This is a genomic window from Pseudonocardia lutea, assembly GCF_042658055.1.
In the GTDB taxonomy this organism is placed as follows: Bacteria; Actinomycetota; Actinomycetes; order Mycobacteriales; family Pseudonocardiaceae; genus Pseudonocardia; species Pseudonocardia lutea.
The window spans coordinates 1-21,254 of sequence record NZ_JBHSQK010000112.1 but is presented as its reverse complement, the minus strand read 5'-3'; the positions used below and the strand labels follow the sequence as shown (position 1 = coordinate 21,254).

18 protein-coding genes are annotated in these 21,254 nt (G+C 74.1%); 5 read left to right on the top strand and 13 right to left on the bottom strand.

Annotated features, from left to right (window positions below):
- Positions 1 to 56 precede the first annotated feature (56 nt).
- Positions 57 to 1,235 carry a CaiB/BaiF CoA transferase family protein gene (locus ACFQH9_RS30640; protein WP_379571683.1) on the top strand — a complete coding sequence of 393 codons (1,179 nt, stop codon included), beginning with the start codon at positions 57 to 59 and terminating at the stop codon, positions 1,233 to 1,235.
- 85 nt (positions 1,236 to 1,320) lie between these two features.
- On the opposite strand, the gene ACFQH9_RS30635 is transcribed toward ACFQH9_RS30640, so the two are convergent.
- Positions 1,321 to 2,865, bottom strand: a complete 1,545-nt coding sequence (locus ACFQH9_RS30635; RefSeq protein ID WP_379571681.1) for a S1C family serine protease — start codon at positions 2,863 to 2,865, stop codon at positions 1,321 to 1,323.
- A gap of 134 nt (positions 2,866 to 2,999) precedes the next feature.
- A complete protein-coding gene (locus tag ACFQH9_RS30630) occupies positions 3,000 to 4,166 on the bottom strand; it encodes a thiolase family protein (protein ID WP_379571679.1) in 1,167 nt (388 codons plus the stop codon).
- Between the two features lie 305 nt (positions 4,167 to 4,471).
- Between ACFQH9_RS30630 and ACFQH9_RS30625 the strand changes: the two genes are divergently transcribed.
- Entirely contained in the window at positions 4,472 to 5,734 is a 1,263-nt protein-coding gene (locus tag ACFQH9_RS30625) for a TMEM165/GDT1 family protein (RefSeq protein ID WP_379571677.1), read from the top strand.
- A gap of 72 nt (positions 5,735 to 5,806) precedes the next feature.
- Here ACFQH9_RS30625 and ACFQH9_RS30620 read toward each other — a convergent pair whose 3' ends face one another.
- Positions 5,807 to 7,054 (bottom strand): acyl-CoA dehydrogenase family protein, encoded by a 1,248-nt coding sequence (locus tag ACFQH9_RS30620; protein WP_379571675.1) that lies wholly within the window; start codon positions 7,052 to 7,054, stop codon positions 5,807 to 5,809.
- 413 nt (positions 7,055 to 7,467) lie between these two features.
- Complete coding sequence (sfnG, locus tag ACFQH9_RS30615) at positions 7,468 to 8,610, bottom strand: dimethylsulfone monooxygenase SfnG (protein WP_379571673.1); 1,143 nt, start codon at positions 8,608 to 8,610, stop codon at positions 7,468 to 7,470.
- A 282-nt stretch (positions 8,611 to 8,892) separates the two neighbouring features.
- On the opposite strand from sfnG, the gene ACFQH9_RS30610 reads away from it, so the two are divergent.
- The gene (locus ACFQH9_RS30610) at positions 8,893 to 9,687 is read left to right on the top strand and encodes a DUF1684 domain-containing protein (RefSeq protein ID WP_379571671.1); all 795 of its coding nucleotides are present in this window, start codon (positions 8,893 to 8,895) and stop codon (positions 9,685 to 9,687) included.
- Between the two features lie 9 nt (positions 9,688 to 9,696).
- Here the strand turns inward: ACFQH9_RS30610 and ACFQH9_RS30605 are convergent, their stop codons facing one another.
- From ACFQH9_RS30605 to ACFQH9_RS30590, 4 genes are all read right to left on the bottom strand, one after another.
- A complete protein-coding gene (locus ACFQH9_RS30605) occupies positions 9,697 to 9,993 on the bottom strand; it encodes a response regulator transcription factor (RefSeq protein WP_379571669.1) in 297 nt (98 codons plus the stop codon).
- A 237-nt stretch (positions 9,994 to 10,230) separates the two neighbouring features.
- On the bottom strand, positions 10,231 to 11,757 hold the full coding sequence (locus ACFQH9_RS30600; RefSeq protein WP_379571667.1) for a tripartite tricarboxylate transporter permease: 1,527 nt from the start codon (positions 11,755 to 11,757) through the stop codon (positions 10,231 to 10,233).
- Positions 11,757 to 12,299 carry a tripartite tricarboxylate transporter TctB family protein gene (locus tag ACFQH9_RS30595; RefSeq protein WP_379571665.1) on the bottom strand — a complete coding sequence of 181 codons (543 nt, stop codon included), beginning with the start codon at positions 12,297 to 12,299 and terminating at the stop codon, positions 11,757 to 11,759. The genes ACFQH9_RS30600 and ACFQH9_RS30595 overlap by 1 nt, the downstream gene beginning before the upstream one ends.
- Positions 12,296 to 13,309 carry a Bug family tripartite tricarboxylate transporter substrate binding protein gene (locus ACFQH9_RS30590; RefSeq protein WP_379571663.1) on the bottom strand — a complete coding sequence of 338 codons (1,014 nt, stop codon included), beginning with the start codon at positions 13,307 to 13,309 and terminating at the stop codon, positions 12,296 to 12,298. Before ACFQH9_RS30590 ends, ACFQH9_RS30595 begins: the two co-directional genes overlap by 4 nt.
- A 134-nt stretch (positions 13,310 to 13,443) precedes the next feature.
- Between ACFQH9_RS30590 and ACFQH9_RS30585 the strand changes: the two genes are divergently transcribed.
- Both ACFQH9_RS30585 and ACFQH9_RS30580 read left to right on the top strand, forming a co-directional pair.
- Entirely contained in the window at positions 13,444 to 15,099 is a 1,656-nt protein-coding gene (locus ACFQH9_RS30585; protein ID WP_379571661.1) for a sensor histidine kinase, read from the top strand.
- Entirely contained in the window at positions 15,096 to 15,788 is a 693-nt protein-coding gene (locus tag ACFQH9_RS30580) for a response regulator (RefSeq protein ID WP_379571659.1), read from the top strand. The genes ACFQH9_RS30585 and ACFQH9_RS30580 overlap by 4 nt, the downstream gene beginning before the upstream one ends.
- Positions 15,789 to 15,797: 9 nt before the next feature.
- Here the strand turns inward: ACFQH9_RS30580 and ACFQH9_RS30575 are convergent, their stop codons facing one another.
- The 5 genes from ACFQH9_RS30575 to ACFQH9_RS32295 form a co-directional block, all read right to left on the bottom strand.
- Positions 15,798 to 16,646 (bottom strand): alpha/beta fold hydrolase, encoded by an 849-nt coding sequence (locus ACFQH9_RS30575; protein WP_379571707.1) that lies wholly within the window; start codon positions 16,644 to 16,646, stop codon positions 15,798 to 15,800.
- A gap of 132 nt (positions 16,647 to 16,778) precedes the next feature.
- Entirely contained in the window at positions 16,779 to 17,090 is a 312-nt protein-coding gene (mihF, locus tag ACFQH9_RS30570; protein ID WP_037049162.1) for an integration host factor, actinobacterial type, read from the bottom strand.
- Between the two features lie 180 nt (positions 17,091 to 17,270).
- On the bottom strand, positions 17,271 to 17,717 hold the full coding sequence (locus ACFQH9_RS30565; RefSeq protein ID WP_379571656.1) for a nuclear transport factor 2 family protein: 447 nt from the start codon (positions 17,715 to 17,717) through the stop codon (positions 17,271 to 17,273).
- A 52-nt stretch (positions 17,718 to 17,769) separates the two neighbouring features.
- Entirely contained in the window at positions 17,770 to 19,110 is a 1,341-nt protein-coding gene (locus ACFQH9_RS30560) for an NAD(P)/FAD-dependent oxidoreductase (RefSeq protein WP_379571654.1), read from the bottom strand.
- A gap of 164 nt (positions 19,111 to 19,274) precedes the next feature.
- Complete coding sequence (locus ACFQH9_RS32295) at positions 19,275 to 20,261, bottom strand: LCP family protein (RefSeq protein WP_465269549.1); 987 nt, start codon at positions 20,259 to 20,261, stop codon at positions 19,275 to 19,277.
- Positions 20,262 to 21,254 lie beyond the last annotated feature (993 nt).

The following is a 21,254-nucleotide window of genomic DNA, read 5'->3' as shown; positions in this document are numbered from 1 at the left end:
CTGGGCCCGCTCGCCCGGCCGTGACCTGCCGCCGGGCGCGTCTCTAGAGTCGGGTCGTGGCTGATCTCCCCCCGCTCGACCCCGCGGAACCCACGCCCTCCGGCCCGCTCGCCGGGGTGGTGGTGGCCGACTTCTCCCGGGTCCTCGCCGGCCCCTACGCGACGATGCTGCTCGGCGACCTCGGCGCGACCGTCGTCAAGGTGGAGGGGCCGACCGGCGACGACACCCGCACCTGGCAGCCGCCGACGGTCGACGGGCCCGACGGCCCGGTCGCCACCTACTACCTGTCCATCAACCGCAACAAGCACTCCGTGGTCCTCGACCTCAAGGACCCCGAGGACCTGGCGGTCGCCCGTCGGCTCGCCGCCCGCGCGGACGTGCTGATCGAGAACTTCATGCCCGGTGCCACCGCGAAGTGGGGCCTGGACGTCGACTCCGTGCGGGAGACCAACCCGTCGGTCGTCTACTGCTCGATCAGCGGGTTCGGCGACGCCGGCGGTGCGAAGCTGGGCGGCTACGACCTGCTGATCCAGGCGACCTCCGGGCTGATGAGCCTCACCGGCGACCCGGAGGGCACGCCGTACCGGGCCGGCGTGGCGGTGTTCGACGTGATGACCGGGCTGCACGCGGCGGTGGCCATCCTCGCGGCGCTGCGGCACCGGGAGGCGACCGGCGAGGGCCAGCACGTCAGGACCAACCTGCTGTCCGCGGCGTTGTCGAGCCTGGTCAACCAGACCTCCGCCTACGTCGCGGGCGGGGTGGTGCCCCAGCGGATGGGCAACGCACACCTCTCGCTGTTCCCCTACGAGCCGCTGCCCACCGGCGACGGCGAGCTGATCGTGATCGCCGCCAACGACCACCAGTTCCGCCGGCTCTGCGGCGCGATCGACGCCCCCGAGCTGCTCGAGGACCCGCGCTTCGGGTCGATGGTCGACCGCACCCGGCACCGCGAGGAGCTGCGCCCGCTGCTGCTGGAGAAGCTCGCGGCCAGGGGTGCGCAGGAGTGGTTCGACGTGCTCAGCGCCGCCGGCGTGCCGTGCGGCCCGATCAACACCGTGGACCAGGGCATCGAGCTCGCGGAGAGCCTCGGTCTCGCCCCGGTCGTGCACCCCGGCGGCGGCCCCGCCGCGGTGCGCAACCCGGTGGACTACTCCGCCACCCCGCCGGACTACCGGCGCACCCCGCCGGCCCTCGGCGCGGACACCGAGGCCGTCAAGGCCTGGCTCAAGAGCTGAGAACGGGCGGGCCGGGCGGGGGAGGGGATCCCCGCCCGGCCCGCGCCGGTCCGGCCGCGCCCGCGGCCGGGGTCTCGTCGGTGGCTCAGCGGCCGCCGCTGAAGGGCGAGCCGCCGCCGAACGGGTTGAGCTGCCCGAATGGGTTGCTGCTGCCGCCGCCCTGGCTGGTGCCGCCGCTGCTGGTGGTGGCACCGGTGTCCTTGGTGCTGCCGAGGGTGACGTCGACCGTGCGCGCCGAGGAGCCGCTGCCGACGGTCAACGTGACCTTGTCGCCCGGGGCGTAGGAGCCGATCCGGGCGACGAGGTCGGAGAAGTCGCTGACGGTGGCGTCGCCGACCTTGGTGACGACGTCGCCGGCCTTGAGCCCGGCGGCCGCGGCGGGCCCACCGTCGGTCACGGCCACGACGGTGGCGCCGTTCTCCGCGCCCGACGACTGGGTGCTGCCCTGCACGCCCAGCACCGGCTTGCTGGCGCTCCCGGAGTCGATGATCTCCTGCGCGACGCGGCGGGCCTGGTCGACCGGGATGGCGAAGCCGAGGCCGACGCTGCCGCTGCTCTGCCCCGCGGTCGCGATCGCCGAGTTGATGCCGACGACCTGCCCGTCGAGGTTGACCAGCGGACCGCCGGAGTTGCCCTGGTTGATCGGGGCGTCGGTCTGCAGGCCGTTGTAGACGACGGCCGAGCCGTCCTCGCCCTGCACCTGCACGGTGCGGTTGAGGGCGCTGACGATGCCGGTCGTGACCGTGCCGGTGAGACCCTGCGGCGACCCGATCGCGACGACCTGCTGGCCGACCGTGACGTCCCCGGTGCGGCCGAGCTCGGCCGCGGTCAGGCCGGACACGCCGTCGAGCTTGATGACGGCGAGGTCGTAGCTCGGCGAGGTGCCGACGATCGAGGCGGAGTGCTGGGAGCCGTCGGCCAGGGTGACCTGGATCTTCCCCGTCGAGCCCGCGACGACGTGGTTGTTGGTCAGCACGTCGCCGTCCGAGGTGAGGATCACGCCGGATCCCTCGGCCGTGCCCTGGCCGGTGTTCACCCGGATGTCGACGGTGCTGGGGCTGGCCTTCGCCGCGGCGGCCTGGACGGTGCCGTTCGTCTGGACCGACGAGGTGTTCGATGCGGGCTGTCCGGAGAGGGTGACCCCGCTCGACGAGCTGCCCCGGTCCATCAGCGCGTAGGCGCCGCCGAAGCCCGCACCGCCGCCGACGATGCCGGCGATCAGCGCCGCCGCGACGATGCCCGCCCACGGGCGGGAGGGCCTGCGAGGCCGGTCGTCGTACACGGAGGCTGGGTTCCCGGCGGGCGGGGGATCATTCGGCCCGCCCGCGGACCCCGCGGGCCCGTGCGGGTCGGTGGGGCCGTGCTGCGCGTACGGACCGTAGGCCGGGCTGCCGTAGGGGCGGGTGCCCTGGTCGGCGCCGAGCCCGCCGTGCTGCGCGTAGCCGGGCGTGCCGTAGACGGAGCCGCGGCCGTAGGCGTAGGGCGAGCCGTAGGAACGCGTCGGGTCGGTCTGCTGGGTCGGGGCGTCCCCGGCGGAGGTGCTCACGGTGCCGTCGGTGCCGCCGCTGCCGGCGGTGCTGTGCGCAACGTCCCCTGCGGGCCGGGAGTGACCCCGCTGCTCGTCGGTCATGACACAGACTGTGCGCCCCGAAGCTGAGATCCGCCTGTGCTCGGGCTGGGAAAGGACGTGCAGTACGGCACGGTTTCCGGTGGAAGGCCCCGCGGCGCGTGCCGCGGGCCCCCCGTCCGGGTCGGTCCCGAGGCTCAGAGGAGCTCGACGATCGTGGCGTTGGCCGTGCCGCCGCCCTCGCACATGGTCTGCAGGCCGTAGCGGATGCTCTTGTCCCGCATGTGGTGCAGCAGCCGGGTCATGAGGATGGTGCCGGAGGCGCCCAGCGGGTGGCCGACGGCGATGGCGCCGCCGAGCGGGTTGAGCACCTTGTCGTCCGCGCCCAGCTCGGCCTGCCAGGCCAGCGGCACCGGGGCGAAGGCCTCGTTGACCTCGAACGCGCCGATGTCCGAGATCGACAGGCCGCTCTTCTTGAGCACCTTCTGGGTGGCCGGGATCGGGCCGGTCAGCATCATCAGCGGGTCCGCCCCGGAGACCGCGCCGGAGTGGTAGCGCGCGATCGGGGTCAGCCCGAGCTCCCGGGCCTTCTCCGGGGTCGTGATCAGGGTGGCCGACGCGCCGTCGGAGATCTGCGAGGCGTTGCCCGCGTGGATCACCCCGTCCTCCCGGAAGGAGGGCTTGAGCTTGCCCAGCTTCTCCGGGGTGGTGCCGCGGCGCAGGCCCTCGTCGGCGGTGAACTCCGGCAGCCCGGGCACGGGGACCAGCTGACCGTCGAAGGCGCCGGCGTCGATCGCGGCCGCGGCGAGCTCGTGGCTGCGCGAGGAGTACTCGTCGAGGCGCTGCCGCGAGAAGCCCCACTTGCGCGCGATCCGCTCCGCGCCGATGCCCTGGTTGAAGTCGTTGCCCGGGAACTCGCCGCTGGTCAGGTCGGCCTCGTAGCGCTCGCGCACCAGCGGGCCGTAGGGGCGGCCGAGGTCGCGGCCCGCGCCGAGCGGCACCCGGGTCATGGTCTCCACGCCGCCGGCGATCACGACGTCGTACTGGCCGGCCATCACCATGCCGGCGGCGAAGTCGAACGACGACTGGCTGGACCCGCAGGCCCGGTTGATCGTCACGCCGGGGACGGTCTCGGGCCAGCCGGCCGCGAGCACCGCGTACCGGCCGATCTGCGCGGCCTGGTCACCGACCTGGTTCACGCAGCCCCACACGACGTCGTCGATCACCTCGGGGTCGATGCCGGTGCGCTCCTGCAGCGCCCGCAGCACGTACCCCGACAGGTCGACGGGATGGACGTCGGCGAGCGAGCCGTTGCGCTTCCCGATCGGGGTGCGCACCGCGTCGACGATGACGGCCTCGGGCATGGTTCCTCCGCGTCCTCTTCGAAAGCTATCTGAACGAACGTACGACACTGTGGCGCCGTCGAGAACCCGAGTGAACTACTTCACGGGACCGCGGGCGGGGGTCGAGGCGACTGGATCGATGAGGTAGCGTGGCCCGCAGCGAAGGGGAGTAGCTCTCAACGTCGCGGTCGACATACTGGCGATCCGTATCGCCCGGCCGCGGGGCCTGACCACCACCAGGCGAGCGAGACCTTCGATCCGGTTCACGTCGGATCGAAGAGCTCCCCGTTCCTCGATCCGGCCCGAGATCGAGGGGTTGTGTGGTCATGCAGGGCGTGCTCGCCGCGTTCCTGATCAGTTTCGGTGTGATCTTCGTGGCCGAGCTGGGCGACAAGTCCCAGCTCATGGCGCTGACGTTCGCGACCCGCTACCGGACCTGGCCGGTGCTGCTGGGCATCACGATCGCCACGTCCGTCGTGCACCTCGTGTCGGTCGCCGTCGGTCACGGCCTCGGCGCCACCGTCCCGACCGGCTGGATCGCGCTCGCCGCGGCCGTCGCCTTCCTCGGGTTCGGCGCGTGGACGCTCAGGGGCGACTCGCTCTCCGAGGACGAGCAGGACAAGGTCAACCGCAAGGCGCGCTCGGCCGTCGTCGCCGCGTCGGTGGCGTTCTTCCTGGCGGAGCTGGGCGACAAGACGATGCTGGCCACGATCACGCTGGCCACCCAGCACGGCTGGTTCGGCGTGTGGCTCGGCTCGACGCTGGGGATGGTCGCGGCCGACGCGCTGGCGATCGTCGTCGGTCGGCAGCTCGGCAAGCGGCTGCCGGAGCGCACGATCCGGTACGGCGCCGCGGCGGGGTTCGTCGTGTTCGGCGTGGTGCTGCTGTTCGACGCGGTCGGTCAGCTCACCGGGCGTTCCGCCTGGACCGTGGTGTCCGAGACGCTGGACCACCACCTGGCCGCGTGGCTGGCGGTCGGCCTCGGCGTGGTCGCGGCCGTGCTGGTGGCGGTCGGCCGGCACTGGGCCCGCGCCGGCGCCCGGCGCACGCCGGTGCGGACCGGGGCCGGCTCGCCGGCCTGGTGGTCCCGGGTGCTCTTCGGGCTCGCGATGCTGCTGGGCCTGGTCGCGCCGCTGCTGGTGGCGTTCGACGTCCTCGAGCCGATCGCCGTGTTCAGCTCGCCGGGCTGGGTCGTGGTCGGGGCCGGTCTGCTGCTGCTCGGCGTGGCGGTGGTGCTGGCCTCGCTGGTCCAGCTGGGCACCGCCCGGCGCCGCGGCCGGGACCTGGCCCTGACCAGCAGCGGTCTGTACGCCCGCGTCCGCAACCCCGCGTTCACCGGCATGGTGGTCGCCACCGCGGGCGGCCTGGTCATGGCGCCGACCATGCTCGGCGTGCTCGCGACCCTGCTGATCGTCGTCGCCGTGCAGATCCAGGTCCGCGCGGTCCGCGAGCCCGGCCTCACCCAGGTCCTCGGCGAGGAGTACGCGGACTACCTCTCCCGCACGGGCCGCTTCCTGCCCCGGCTGCGCAGCCCGCACCCCGAGCGCCGCGCCGGCCTGCCCGGGAACGACCGCGAACGCGTCCGCTGAGCCGGGCCGGAACCGAGCGAACGGCGCTCCGGCTCACCAGGAGTGAACGAGAGCGCCGTCCGTCCCTCGGGGTCAGCTGTACCAGGTGGGTTCGGGCAGCTCGTCGCGCAGCAGGAACGCCCCGACCTCACGCCGCTTGTAGGCGACGGGATCGTGCAGGGTGTGGGTGCGGACGTTGCGCCAGAAGCGGTCGAAGCCCAGCTCGGTGGCGGTGGCCCGGGCGCCCAGTCCCTCGAACACCCGGCCGGTCACCTCGAGCGCGACGTCCGTGGCCCGCGCCTTGACCGCCGCCACCCGGACCTCGTGCTCGCCGCGCTGCTGCGGGGTGACCTCCCAGGCGTTGCGGTGGATCGTCAGACCCTCCTCCGCGACGGCGTCGGCCAGCGCCTCGACCGCCCAGAGCTTCGCCGCCAGGTCGCCGTAGAGATCGAGCTGGTACGGCTCGTCGACGGCCCGCTCCTGCCCGCCGTGCAGCCACGGCCGGGTCCGGGTGCGGGTGTAGGCCGCGGCCTCCTCCAGGGCGCCGCGCGCGATGCCCAGGTAGAAGTTCACGAACACGAGCTGGATCGTCGGGACGTTGAGGGTGTTGTAGACGCGGGGCTCGAAGGCCCAGCCGTCGGCACCGTGGCGGAAGCCCGCGGCCTGCTCCCACGGCACCTGGACCTCGGAGATCGTGACGCTGCCGCTCTCCGTGAGCCGTTGGCCGATGTTGTCCCAGTCGTCGTGGAAGGTGATGCCCGGCTGGTGGCTCGGCACGATCGCGAAGACGTGCGTGCCGGGAGCATCGGGATCGGCGCCGTCGAGCACGCCCTCGAGCACGGTGACGTCCGAGACCCTGCTGCCGGTGGAGAAGGACTTGCGGCCGTTGAAGACGAGGTGGTCGCCCGCGTCTCGGATCACCACGTCCTCGTCGCGCGGGTTCACCGCGCCACCGAAGAACCACCGGTTGCGGGTGGCCTCGGCCTCGACGGCCTCGATCTGCTCGGCCGTGCCGACGAGCCGGGCGGCCCAGAACCACAGCAGGTGGTAGCCGAGCAGCTGGCCGATCGAGCCGTCGCCGGCGGCGACCTCGCGGATCACCCGGTAGGCGAGCGGCCACTCCTGGCCGCCGCCCCCGTGCTCGACGGGGCCGAGCAGGGTGACGAGTCCGGCGTCCTTGAGCAGCTGGACCTCGGCGTGGGGGGTCGCGCCGGCGCGGTCGCGGGCGGCGGCGTCCGCGGCGAGGATCGTGCGGACCTCGCGGGCGCGGGCGAGCCACTCGTCGGGAGTGGTCGGGATGGTGGTGAAGCGGGTCGTGGGTCGGTTCTCGAGCGTGGTCATGTCAGGTCCTGTCGTGTCGGTGATCAGGCGTGCGGCAGCGGCCCGCGGGTGCAGGGCGTGCGGCGGTCGGGAGGCGGCACCGACGACCGCAGCGGGCGGACACCGGGACGCGGGCCGCCGGGCACGCGGGAGGTTTCGGCGAGGAGTCGCGCTCGGATCCAGGACGCGCGAAATCCGGCCCTGATGTCGCGTTATGGTTCCATGACGCGGGAAATTCGGGCGTGGAATCGCGTTATGGTTCCATGACGAGGGAAAGTCGGGCCTGGAATCGCGTCATGGTTCCGGAACGCGATCGGGGACCCGGACAGGACTGGGTGACGGCGCGGGCGAGGTCGATGTGCCGGCGGCGGGTCAGCCACGCGTGGGCCGCCCCCGCCGGGACCACGCCGCGCCGGGAGGGGCGCGGCATCGGCTCAGGAGCCGGCGACGAGCTGGGGCTCGGGCTCGCGCTCGGCGAGCTCCGCCTCCTTCTCGCGCACGATCGGGAGCACGTGCCGCCCGAAGTACTCGATCTCCTCCTGGAAGTGCAGGAAGCCCAGGAGCAGCAGGTTCGCCCCGCGCCGCTTGTACTCGATTGCCCGGTCGGCGATCTGCTCGGGCGTGCCGATGAGCTGGGTGCGGAAGCCGTCGTTGTACTGGACGAGGTCCTCGAACGTGGAGTCCGCCCACATGCCCCGCCCGTCGCCGGTGGAGGCGCCGGCCTGCTGCACCGCGGAGCGGAAGCCCTCGACCGCCTCGACGTTGGCCTTGGCGACGATCTCGCGCAGCTGCTCGCGCGCCTCGCGCTCGCTGTCGCGGGCGATGAGGAAGCCGTTGAGCCCGAACCGGACCGCGCCCGGCCCCGTCTGCGGCCGCCCGGCCTCGCGGGCGTGTTCCCGGACCTCGAGCACCTGCTCGGTGAAGCCCTCGTAGTCCTTGCCGTTGGAGAAGTACCAGTCGGCGACGCGGCCGCCGTTGCGGCGGGCCGCGGTGGAGTTGCCGCCCTGGAAGATCTCCGGGTGCGCCCGGCCCGGTACGGCGACCGGCTTGGGCTTGAGGTCGAAGTCGTGGATGCGGTAGAAGTCGCCGCGCAGCTCGGCGTGGTCGCTGGTCCAGATCTCGCGCAGCGCGCGGATGAACTCCTCGGAGCGGCGGTAGCGCTCGTCGTGCTCCAGCCAGGGCTCGCCGAGGCTGGTGAACTCGTCCTTGAACCAGCCGCTCACCACGTTGACCGCGGCCCGGCCGCCGGAGAGGTGGTCGGCCGTCGCGACCCACTTGGCCAGCACCCCCGGGTGCCACAGCCCCGGGTGCACGGCGGCGATGACCTTGAGCCGCTCGGTGGCGAGCAGCAGGGCGAGCGAGAAGCTCGTGGACTCGTGCTGGTGGTCGGCGCCGTACGACGCCATGTACCGGACCTGGGAGAGGGCGTAGTCGAAGCCGTTGCGCTCGGCGGTCTGCGCGAGCGTCCTGTTGTACTCGTAGCCCCAGTCGGTGCGTTGCTCGATCGTGCTGGTGACGAGGCCACCACTCACGTTGGGCACCCAGTAGGCGAACGTCAGCGGCTCGGTGAAGGACACAGCGGTGCTCCTGCGGGAGGAAGAGGGGTGTCGGGACGCGCGGAGGTGCGGGTCAGCGACAGGCGCAGGAGTGGACGCGCTTGTGGTCGACGTGACGCCGGCGCGTCAGCAGGATCGTGGCCACGCACCGACCCCACCAGACGCGGCCCCGGAAGGTCAATCGGCCTCCCACATCCCGAACCGGGTCCGGACAATCGGACCCTCCGCCGGGCCGCCGGATCCACTGGGCGGGAATCGTCGCGGTGACGAAATGCGGCGCCGGCCCCGGACGTTCGCGTGGAGGTGACCACGACGGAGAGCACCCTGCAGCAGGACTGGGACACCTGGCACGCCGCGCGCGAGGAGGAGCTGCGCACCCCGCACGGCTGGCTCAGCCTCACCGCGCTGGAGTGGCTGGAGGAGACCCCGCGCACGATCCCCGGGCTCCCCGGGACCTGGCGGACCACCGGCGACGGCGGCGTCGAGGTCACCGCGGCGAGGCCGGAGGGGCTCGTGGCGAGCGGCAGGCCCGTGGACGGCACGGTCCGCCTGGAGCCGCGGGACGGGCTCCCGGGCGCCCTGGTCACCGTGGGCGAGCGGAAGGTGGAGATCGCCCGCCGCACCGACTCCTACGCCCTGCGGGTCCGCGACCCGCAGGCGCCCACCCGCACGGCGTTCACCGGCGTCCCCGCCTTCCCGGTCGACGAGCGCTGGGTGGTCGAGGCCCGGTTCACGCCGTATCCGGAGCCGCGGAGGATCACCGTCGGCGCGGTCGTCGAGGGGCTCAACCACTTCCCGACGGCGGTCGGCACGGTCCGGTTCACCCTCGACGGCACCGAGCACGTGCTCGTCGCCCTCGCCGGCAGGCCGGCGGGCCTGTCCCTGCACTTCCGCGACGCCACCTCCGGCCACATCACCTACGGCGGCGGCCGGATGCTCAAGGTCGACGCCCCGGCGGCGGACGGGTCGCTGACGCTGGACCTCAACCGCGTCGTCAACCTGCCCTGTGCCTTCACCGCCTTCGCGACCTGCCCGCTCCCGCCGGCGGGGAACGTCCTTCCCGCGGCCGTCGAGGCGGGCGAGAAGCTGCCCCGCTGACCTGCGCCCTCACGGGCCGGACGGGTTCCGGAGGACGAGTCCGAACCGCTGGGCCCGCAGCACCGCCGAGATCCGGTCCGACACGCCGAGCTTGGTGTAGCAGCGCTCCAGGTGTTTCTGCACCGTGCGCGGGGTGATCCCGAGCCGCCGCGCGATGGCCCGGGCCGCCATGCCCTCGGCCAGCAGCCCCAGCACCGCCAGCTCGCGCGGGGTGAGCTCCACGGACCTGACGACCTCCGGGCCCTCGGGCCCGAACCCGCGCAGGGCCGCGGCGTAGGCGTCGGTCTGCCGCTCGATGCCGTTCACGAGCCGGGTCAGCCGGTGGGCGAGGGCGAGCTCGGCGTCGGTGTACGGCTCCCATCAGCGCCACGCGTCCAGCGGGAACGCCGTGAGCGGCTCCGCCAGCAGCGCCGCCGTGAAGTCCAGCCACTCGCCCTCCGTGCGCACGTCCACCTCCCCGGACACACCCCGGCCCCCGCGATGCTCGCGCTCGCGGGGGCCGGTGTGAGCGGGGCGGCCCAGAACCGCCCGGACGGACCAGGGTCAGACTGGGGTGTGCTCCCGGTCCCGGTCGGCCGGCGGTGCGGTCCGGGCCGGCAGGGCCTTGCGCACCAGCGGGAACAGCAGCAGCACGGCGATCACGGCGTAGACGGTGATCGAGATCGGCGTCGAGACCAGGGTGCTCACGTCGCCGTCGGCGATCTGCAGGGCGCGGCGCAGCTGCAGCTCCGCGTCCGGTCCCAGGATCACCCCGATGATCGCCGGCAGGACCGGCAGGCCGTAGCGGCGCATCACGAACCCGACGGCGCCGATCGCCAGCAGCACCAGCAGGTCCACGGCCTGCCCGGAGACCGCGTACGCGCCGATGCAGGCGAAGAAGAGGATGCCCGCGTAGAGGTACGGCCGCGGGATGCGCAGCAGTTTCGCCCAGGCGGGCGCGAGCGGCAGGTTGAGGACCAGCAGCAGCACCAGGCCGATGAACAGGCTGGCGATGAGCGTCCAGACCAGGTCGGGCTCGGTCTGGAACAGCAGCGGGCCGGGCTGGATGCCGAACTGCTGGAACGCGGCCAGCATGACCGCGGCGATCGCCGTCGTCGGCAGGCCGAGGGTGAGCATCGTCGACAGCGTTCCCGCCGAGGACGCGCTGGCCGCGGACTCCGGACCGGCCACACCCTCGATGGCGCCCTTGCCGAACTCGTCGCGGTGCTTCGACAGCCGCCGCTCGGTGACGTAGGACAGGAAGGTCGGGATCTCCGCGCCGCCGGCCGGGATCGAGCCGAACGGGAACCCGATGAACGGCCCGCGCACCCACGGCTTCCAGGCCCGCTTGACGTCGGCCCGGGACAGCCACGGCCGTCCCACCGGGATGACCTCCTGCTGCCCGCGGCGCAGGTGCGCGGCCACCCACAGGGCCTCGCCGACCGCGAACAGCCCGACGGCGACGATGACGACGTCGATGCCGTCGGCCAGCTGCGGCACACCGAAGGTGAGCCGGGGCTGTCCGCTGAGCGGGTCGAGCCCGACCAGGCCGATCGTGAGGCCGATGGCGAGCGCGGCGAACCCGCGGATCCGCGAGCTGCCGAGCACCGAGGTGACGGCGACGAAGGCGAGCACCATCACCGCGAAGTAGTCCGGGGCGCCGATGTCGACGGCCACGGACGCGACCAGCGGCGCCAGCAGCACCAGCCCGACCACGCCGATCAGGCCGCCGACGAAGTGCCCGATCGCGGCCGTGGCCAGCGCCTGCGCGCCCCGCCCGGACTTGGCCATCGGGTTGCCCTCGAGCGCGGCCATCACCGAGGCGCTCTCGCCGGGGGTGTTGAGCAGGATCGAGGTCGTGGAACCGCCGAACATGGCGCCGAAGTAGATGCCGGCGAACATGATGAAGGCGCCGGTCGGGTCGAACGCGTAGGTCACCGGCAGCAGCAGCGCCACCGCCATGGCCGGGCCGATGCCCGGCAGCACGCCGATCGCGGTGCCCAGCAGCACCCCGATCGCGGCGAACAGCAGGTTCGCGGGGGTGAGGGCGGCGCCGAAGCCGCCCATCAGGTTGGTCAGCGACTCGAGCATCAGCCGAACACCCCCATCAGCGGGCCGCCCGGCAGGTCGACGCCGAGCAGGCCGTCGAAGATCATCCAGGTCACCACGGACACGCCGGCGGCGATGAGGAAGTCGCGCAGGTGGGTGCGCGAGCCGAGGGAGAACGCGGCGCCCCAGAACAGGACGACGCCCGCGACGGGCCAGCCGAGCAGCGGGATCAGGGCCGCGGTGGCGACCAGGACCCCGGCGAGCATCCCGACGGTGCGCAGGTCCGGCGGCGTCGACAGGTCGATGTCCTCGCCCGCCTCGGCCTCGCCGTGCCCGCCGCGCAGGACGTCGACGGTGAGCAGCGCCGACAGCAGCAGCAGCGCGCCGCCCAGCACGAGCGCGACGGTCCGCGGCCCGAGCGGGTCGGAGTCGCTGCCGGCGCCGCTCTCCAGCAGCGTGTCCACCACGACGAGCACGCCGACGACGAACAGCAGCAGCGACACCCCGAGCTCGGAGTGCTCCTTCAGCCAGCCCCGCTTCTCCCGCGGCGGCGCCGGCGTCCTCTCCTCCCGGACGGCGGTCATGACGTCAGCCCCAGTTCCCGCAGCACCCCGGCCACGCGCTCGTTCTCGTCCTCCAGGAAGGCCCCGAACTCGGGCCCGGGCTGGTACGCGTCCGTCCAGCCGTTGCGCTCCAGCGCGTCGGCCCACTCGGGGCTGCGCCGCAGGGCGTCGAAGGCCGCCTCCAGCTCCGCGCGGCCCTCCGCGGACAGTCCGGGCGGCGCGACGATCCCGCGCCAGTTGCTGAACTCGACGTCCAGCCCGGCCTGCCGCAGGGTCGGCGCGTCGACGCCGGGGACGGGCTCGCCCGCGGTCACGGCCAGCACCCGCAGCTCGCCCGCGTCGATCTGGTCGGCGTACTCGCCGAGCCCGGAGACCCCGAACGCCACCTTCCCGCCGAGGACCGCGGCGAGCAGCTCGCCGCCGCCGTCGTAGGAGACGTAGTTGACGTCCTTCGGCGGCAGCCCGGCGGCCTTGGCCATCAGCATCGGGGCCAGGTGGTCCGGCCCGCCGGGCGACGAGCCGCCGCCCACCGGGACCCCGCCCGGGTCCGCCTTCCACGCCCGGACCAGCTGCCCGAGGGAGGTGTACGGCGAGTCCTTGGCGACGACGACGATCTCGGTCTCCTGGGTGAGCCGCGCGATCGGCGTCGTGTCGGCCAGCGTGGAGGGCGAGTCGTTGGTGTAGACGCTGCCGACCACGCCCAGGCCCATGGACATGACGAGGCGGTCGTTGCCGCTCTCGTTGACCGTGCGGCCGAGGCCGACCGTGCCGCCCGCGCCCGGGAGGTTGAACACCTCGACCGGGCCGGTCAGCTTCGCGTCCTCCATGGCCTTGGCGGCCGTGCGGGCCGTGACGTCGTAGCCGCCGCCGGGGGAGTTCGGGACGAGCACGCGCAGCCCGCGCAGCTGGGTCCCGTCACCCCCGCCGGTCAGCGCGCCGACGGCGGGCGGCACGAGCAGCACGGCGGCCGCGGCCACCAGCACCGCCAGCGCGGCGGACAGGCCGCGTGTCGGTTTCTCCCGGACGGACATCGCTGTCGATCCCTCCCCGTCGAGTGGACTGTGGCGCTCATCGTGCGGCGCGGGGGTTCCCGGTGTCGCGCTTGTGTCCGCAACGGTGGTTGTGGTCGTTCTGTACACGCTCCGGCGCCGCCTAGGCTGGTGAGGTGCGCCGACGCCCGCTGGCCCGCGAGTTCCTGGTCTGGCAGCTGCTGGTGGTGCTCATCCTGCTCGCGGCGGTCACCGCGCTCGCCGCGGTGCAGTCCGACGCCGCCTTCCGCGAGACCCAGGGCCGGCGGATGCTCTCGGTCGCCGAGGACGTCGCGGCCACGCCCGGCATCCGGGCCGGGCTGGTGGACCGGAACGTCGACCTGCTGGCCAGCTTCGCGCGCAGCGCCGAGAACCTCTCCGGCGCCGACCGGATCGTGGTGGTCGACGCGCACCGGGTGATCCGCAGCTCGCCGGACCCCGCGGAGCTGGGCACCCCCTTCGCGGCGGACCCGATGGTCGGGTCCGCGAGCTCCCCGTCGGGCGAGTCGACGGCCTTCGCGGGCCGGGCGTGGACGGGCGCGGCGGACCGGACCGTGGTGGCCGAGGTCCCGGTGATCGGCGACACCGGGCAGGTGGTGGGCGTGGTGTCGGCGGGCATCCGCGCCCCGGGCCTGCTCGAGGCGCTGGCCCCGGCCCGCGGGGAGGTCGCGGCGCTGCTCGGGCTGGCGCTGGCGCTGGGCGTCGGCGGCTCGCTGCTGCTGGCCCGCCGGGTCCGCCGGCAGACCCTCGGGCTGGAGCCCGCCGAGATCGTCGAGCTGGTGCAGCGGCGGGAGGCCATGCTGCTCGGGGTGAAGGAGGGCGTGGTCGGGCTGGACCCCGAGGGCCGGGTGACGCTGCTGAACCCGGCCGCGCGGGAGCTGCTCGAGCTGCCCGCCGCGCAGGTCGGCGACGCCGTCGACGCGCTCGGGCTCGACCCGCGCCTCGCCGACGTCCTCACCGGGCGCGCGGCGGGGGAGGACCAGCTGGTGCTGCACGGCGGGCGGGTGCTGGTGCTCAACCGGATGCCCGTGCACGTCGACGGGCGCGAGATCGGCGCCGTCGTGACGCTGCGGGACCGGACGGAGCTGACCGCGCTGCAGGACCGGCTCGACGCCTCCCGCACGCTCACCGAAACCCTCCGCGCGCAGGCCCACGAGTTCACCAACCGGCTGCACACGATCGCGGGGCTCACCGAGCTCGGGGAGCACGAGGAGGTGCGCCGGTTCGTCAGCGGGATCGTCGCGGCGGCGGAGGGCTGGCGGCGCGAGGTCGTCTCGCGGGTGGGGGAGCCGGCCGCGGCGGCGCTGCTGGTCGCGAAGGCGAGCCTGGCGACCGAGCGCGGTGTCCGGCTGTGCCTGTCCGAGGACACCGACCTGCACCCCGCCGCGCCCGACCCCGGCCTCGGCTCGGACCTCGTCACCGTGCTGGGGAACCTGGTCGACAACGCGCTCGACGCCGTCGGGCCCGCCGGTGGCCGGGTCGAGATCGGGCTGACCGAGCGGGAGGGCGCGGTGCACGTGCGGGTCCGGGACTCCGGTCCGGGGGTGGCCTCGGAGCTGGCCGAGGAGGTGTTCCGGCACGGGTTCACCACCAAGGCCGCGGAGGCCGCGGAGGCCGCGGAGGCCGGTTCCGCGGGCGGGCGCGGGCTGGGGCTGGCGATCGTCCGGGAGGTCTGCCTGCGCCGCGGCGGCCGGGTGGCCGTGCAGAGCGGCGGGGCCGGTCCGGGCGGGCGGGGCGCGACCTTCACCGCCGTGCTTCCCCTGGTCGCCGACCGGGCGGAGGTGGGCGCGTGAGGGTGCTCGTCGTCGACGACGACTTCATGGTCGCCAAGGTGCACAGCGGCTACGTCGCGCGGATCCCCGGCTGCGAGGTGGTGGGCGTCGCGCACCGCGGCGCCGAGGCGCTCGACCTGGCCGCGCGGCTGCGTCCCGACCTCGTGCTGCTCGACGTCTACCTTCCGGACATGTCCGGGATCGACGTGCTGGGCCAGCTGCGCACCGGGGCGCCCGACGACCCGTCCGTCCTGGTGATCACGGCGGCGGACGACAGCGCCACGGTCGCCGCCGCCCTGCACGGCGGGGCGCTGCACTACCTGGTCAAGCCGTTCGACTCGCGGGTGCTGCACGAGCAGGTGGAGCGGGCGGCGCGGATCCGCGGGCGGCTGGCGAGCCTGGACCGGGCCGGGCAGGCGGACATCGACCGGCTCTTCGGCGGCGACCGGCCCGCCCGCGCGGCGCCGGGCCCTGCGCGGCTGCCGAAGGGACTGACCGCGCCGACCGCCGAGCTCGTGGAGCGGGTGCTGCGTGCCCACGACGGGGACCTCTCGGCCACCGAGTGCGCGGAGCGGACCGAGCTGTCGCGGGTCAGCGCGCGCCGCTACCTCGAGCACTTCGTCGAGACCGGCGCGGTGACCGTCCGGCTGCGGTACGGCGGCACGGGGCGCCCGGAGCGGCGCTACAGCTGGGCGCGCCGCAGCGGCTGAGCCGCGGTTCTACAGGGGCGCGTACTCGCGGGTGTGGGCCAGGACGGCCGCGGCGACCGGCTCGACGACCGTCGGGTTGAGCGCGTGCCCCATGCCCTGCACCCGGACCAGCCGGCCGGCGCCGAGCGCGCGGGCGAGGTGGCCGGAGTGCGGCGGTGGGTTCACCGGGTCCTCCGGGGCCTCGATGACCAGCGTGGGCACGGCGACCCCCGCGAGCTCCGCACCCCGGTCCAGCCCCTCCGTGCCGGCGGCGGCGTGCGCGGCCGGGTTGTCCGCCCGCCCGGAGTGCGCGACCACCCGTTCCTCCAGCGCACGGAACCCCGCGGCGTCGAACGGGGTGCCGGTGCCGTTGAGCAGCCGCCAGTGCTCCACCCGCCAGGCCAGCTCGCCCTCGAGGTCGCGGTCGTCCGTGAACTCGCCCCACAACCGCAGCAGGGCCGGGTCGGGGCCGGGCAGCTCCGGGTCGCCGTAGGCGCCGAGTGCCGCCGTGCACAGGACGGTCGCGGTGAGCAGCCGGTCGGGGTGGTCGAGGAGCAGCAGCTGCACGAGCGTGCCGCCCATCGACATCCCGACGACGTGCGCACGCTCGATCCCGAACGCGTCGAGCACGGCGAGGGCGTCGCCCGCGAGATCGCGTACGGCGTAGGGCGCGTCGTCGAAGGCGTAGGTCGAACGGCCGGTGTCGCGATGGTCGTACCGGATCACCCGGTGCCGCTCGGCGAGCCGGTCCAGCAGCGCGTCCGGCCACGCCAGCCCCGACGCGTTCGCGCCCATCACCAGCAGCAGCGGCTCCGCGTCCGGCGTCGGGCCGGGGATCTCCTCGGCCCACAGCTGCACACCCGGGGCCACGTCGACCATCAGTTCCACGCACCGGACCTTACGGGCGCCCGCTCGGGCCCCGACCGAACGCCCCCGAGAACGCGACACCCGGTCCGGCGGAAGGCCGGACCGGGTGCGCGGGACCGTGCGGGCGTCAGGCCGCCCGGCGGCTCACTTGAGCGCGTCGAGCAGGGCCTGACGCTGACGCTCGCCGAGGCCTGCGGCGCGGCGGGACGCGTCGATGCCGGTGCGCTCCAGCAGCGCCGAGACCTTGGCCGGGCCGTAGCCGGGCAGGCTCTTGAGCAGGTCCGCGACCTTGGTCTTGCCGACGATCTGGTCGGACTTCGCGCGGTCGAGGACGGCGGGGATGGTCTCCTCGCCCTTGGCGATCTTGTCGCGGAGCTCCTTGCGCGCCGTACGGGCCGCTGCGGCCTTCTTGAGCGCCTCCTGGCGCTGTTCGGGGGTCAGTGCGGGCAGTGCCATGGTGAGTGCTCCTCTCCTCTCCCATCGACCACCCGCTCGGGGTGCGTCGGTGGTCGTTCCTGGTACAGCGTGGCCCATAGCGTGGCAGAACACCGGCGGCGCCACGCGGGAACCCCCAGTTCAGAGGCCCGAAGACAGAGATAACGGTGTCACGGAACCGCGAACGGCCGGTTCGGGGCGTCAGGCGGTCAGCTGGCGGCGCAGCCTGACGTCGTCCCACAGCGTCCGGACGGACGCGATCCGGCCCTGCCGGACGGCCACCACGGACACCGCCAGCACCCGCACCGGGCGCCCCGTCGGCGGTACCCCGGGCAGCAGCCAGGGCAGCACGCGGTCGTGGGTAAAGGTCCACCGCAGCTCGTCGACGAGCCCGCGGGTGTCGACGGTGCGGGAGATCCGCCGCCGCGCGAGATCGGCCGGCCGGTGCGGTGCGACCACGTCGGTCAGGTGCCGCTCGATCTCCGCCCGGTCGTTGCCGCCGGTCATCGCGGGCATGTCGACGAGCACGGCCTCCGGGGCGAGCAGCCCCGTCGCGGCCGCCGCGTCGCCCCGCTCGTACACGGCCGACCAGAACTCGTCCCACACGCGCTCGACCTCGCGCATGAGCACCTGCATGGCCGGGGTCACCCCCGAACAGTAGGTCGCGGCCCGTCGATCTCCAACCGGCGGGCCGCCCGGGTCAAGCGGCCTCGTGGTGCCTCGCGACCGCCTGCGCGCCCGTCATGCTGATCAGCCGGTGTCCGCGGTGGCGGGCGTAGCGCAGCGAGCGGACCCAGTTGAACAGGGTGCCGAGCCGGTTGCCCCAGCCGATCAGGAACATCACGTGCACGTAGCACCAGAGCAGGTAGGCGAGGTAGCCCGTGAACTTGACGCCGCGCACGTCCGCGACCGCCTGGCGGGCGCCGATCGTGGCCATGCTGCCCTTGTCGAAGTAGTGGAACGGGGCCGGCGTGGTGTCGTCGCCCTTGGCCCGGTTCGCGATCAGCCTGCCGACGTAGGTGCCCTGCTGCATCGCCACCTGCGCGACACCGGGCAGCCGGTCCACCGTGCTGACCATGTCGCCGATGGCGTAGACGCCCTCGGCGCCCGGCAGGCTGCAGTCCGGGTCGACGGCCAGGCGCCCGGCCCGGTCCGTCTCCGTGCCGGTGGCCTTCGCGAGCATCGCCGCGAGCGGCGAGGCCTGCACGCCGGCCGCCCAGATCTTGGTGCGGGCGGTGATGGTGTCGACGCCCTCGGGCCCCTTCACCGTGATCGAGTCCGCGTCCATGTCCGTGGCGAGGGTGTTCAGCCGGATCTCGACACCCATCTTCTCCAGCCGGTGCTGCGTGTACTGCTGCAGCTTCGGCGCGAAGGGCGGCAGCACGGACGGCGCCGCGTCGAGCAGGATGATCCTGGCCGAGCGGGTGTCGATGGTGCGGTACTCCTTCGGGAGCACGTACCGGGCGAGCTCGGCGAGCTGACCGGTGAGCTCGACGCCGGTCGGGCCCGCGCCGACGACGACGAAGGTCAGGTACGCGTCCCGCTCCTTCTCGTCCGTCGCGACCTCGGCCAGCTCGTAGGCCCCGAGGATCTGGCTGCGCAGCATCCGCGCGTCCTCGATGCTCTTCATGCCGGGCGCGAAGTGGCTCCACTCGTCGTGCCCGAAGTAGGCGTGCGTGGCCCCGCCCGCCACCACCAGGTAGTCGTAGGGCAGGTCCAGGCGCTGCTCGTTGGGCGCCAGGGCGTGCACCACCTTGGCCTGGAGGTCGATGTCGAAGACCTCGGCGAGCAGCGTGCGCGTGTTGGACTGCTTCTTCACCACCCGGCGCAGCGCCGGCGCGATCAGGCCGGGCGACAGGATGCCGGTCGCCACCTGGTACAGCAGCGGCTGGAAGAGGTGGTGGTTGGTCCGGTCGACGAGCGTCACGTCGACGTCGGCGTGGGCCAGGGCCTTCGCGACCCGGACCCCGCCGAACCCGCCGCCGACGACGACGACCTTCGTGCGGTCCCCGCGGGCGGGGGTGTCCCCGATGCTGCTCACGTCCGTCTGCCCCTCTGGTGCGCCGGTTCCCGGACCCGGGCGTGCCCGTGCCCGGTTCGTGCCGATGTCTGGTGTACCGCAGCCCGGGCGTCGTCGCAGGACCGCGCGTGGTTGAAGGGTAATGCCGGGCCGCGGACGCGGTGCGCCCGGCGGGGTCCCGGCCCTCAGTTGTCCCCGGTGCCGCTCTCCGTCCCGGTCCCGCCGTCCTGGCCGGGCGCCGGGGTGGCCGCGGCGGCGCAGGAGGCGGCGAGGGAGGTCGGGGCCGCGGTGCCGGCCGCGGTCTCGTCCGAGCCCGAGGTCTCCGGCGTCTTCGCCGGGCTCGGCGCGGCCGAGGGCGGCGGGGCCGGCGCCGCGGGCGGCGGGTTGATCGCGTCCTGCACGACCTTGCGCATGTACCCGACGTCCGGGCGGGAGGTGTCGAACTTGCCGTCCGGCTCGTTCGGGTCCGGCAGGCTCGGGTCGAACGAGATGCTCTGCAGGGTGAAGCCCTCGCCCGCCAGCGAGACCAGCGCCGGGAGCACCGCCTGCGGGATGTTCGTGTCGACGTTGTCCTTGGTCGCCTGGGCCACCTGCTGGAAGTTGGCGAGCAGGTCCGTCGGGCTCTTCTGCTCGAGCACGGCCTGGATGAGGCAGCGCTGGCGGCTCATCCGCTGGTAGTCGTTGCCGTCCCGGCGGGAGCGCGCGAACCAGAGCGCCTCCTCGCCGTTCAACGTCTGGATCCCCGGCTGGATGTAGCCGTCCGGCTTGACGTGGCGCCCGTCGGCCGTGACACCGTTGATCGGCAGCGGCACGGGGCCGACGTCGACCGTCACGCCCCCGACCGCGTCGATCATCGTCGAGAAGCCGGCCATGTTGACCTCGAGGAAGTAGTCGATCGGCAGGCCCGTCATGTAGGAGATCGACGACTGCAGGAGGTTCAGGCCGATGTCGTCCGTCGGGCCGGGGGGAGCCAGCGACGGGTTGTTGTGCGCGTAGGCGTAGACCGCGTTGAGCAGGTAGTCGCCGGACAGCGGGCTCGCGGGGTCGTGGAAGCCGTTCGGGAACTTCTCGCCCATGGGGGTGTTCGGCGGGAACTCCGCGCGCTGGATGTTGCGCGGCAGCCCGAAGATCGTGGTGCGGCCGGTCTTCGTGTCGATGCTGGCCAGCATCATCGTGTCGGTGCGGGTGCCGGTGCGGTCGGGGCCGGCGTCGCTGCCCAGCAGCAGCACGTTCAGCCGCGGCTTGGTGATCGCCTCCGCGGCCGAGGTGCCGCCGGAACCGCCGCTGAACAGGTCGTTGAGCAGCGAGCGCTGCGAGTTCGCCAGGTCGGCCGCGTAGCCGAACGGCACCGCCACGGCCATGCACAGCGCCGCCGCCACGGTCGCGCCCAGCACCGTGCGCCCGACACCCATGTTCCGCGGGCGGGCCAGGGCGTAGGTCCGGGCGACCTGCGCGATCCAGCCGAGCGCGGCCACCAGCGCCACGATCGCGCCGACGGCGAGCGCGGTGGTCGAGAGCGCGTTCTCCAGCAGGGCGGTCCGGGTCATCGTCAGGCCGGCCAGCACGCCGGCGCCCACGACCAGCAGGAACAGCCCGAGGATGAGGCCGCCGGTGCGGCGGCGGCGCAGGATCAGGTGCCCGGTCCCGGGCACGAGGGTCGACGCCGCCGTGGTCGCCAGGGCCGCCCGCAGCGTGCGGTGGGCGGTGCCGCGCCTGCCGCCGGCCGTGCCGGTCCTCCCTGTGCCGTTCTTCCCCGTGCCGTTCTTCCCGGGGCCGTTCTTCCCGGGGCCGTTCTTCCCGGTGCCGTTCTTCCCTGTGCCGTTCTTCCCGGTGCCGTTCCTCCCCGTGCCGCCGACACCGCCCTGCTCGGCCTCCGCGCGGCGGCGGGCGACCCGGTCGGCGGCCGCGCGGCTGGTGTCCNGGCCGGCGCCCGGCTCGCCGGCCGGGACGCGGCGCGGCGCGCTCCTCTCGACACGGGTCCCGGCCGGATCCTCACGGCCGGTGGTCCGGGCGGCGGTGCGGGACGAGGCCTGGGCCGCGCCGGCGGCAGCGGCTGCCCCGGCGGCGGTCCGGGCGGTGGTCGGGGCGCCGGAGCCGGCGCGGGTGTCGGTGCGCGTGTCGGTCCGGGTGTCGGTGCGGCGGTCGGGGCCGGGCGCGCCGGTCGG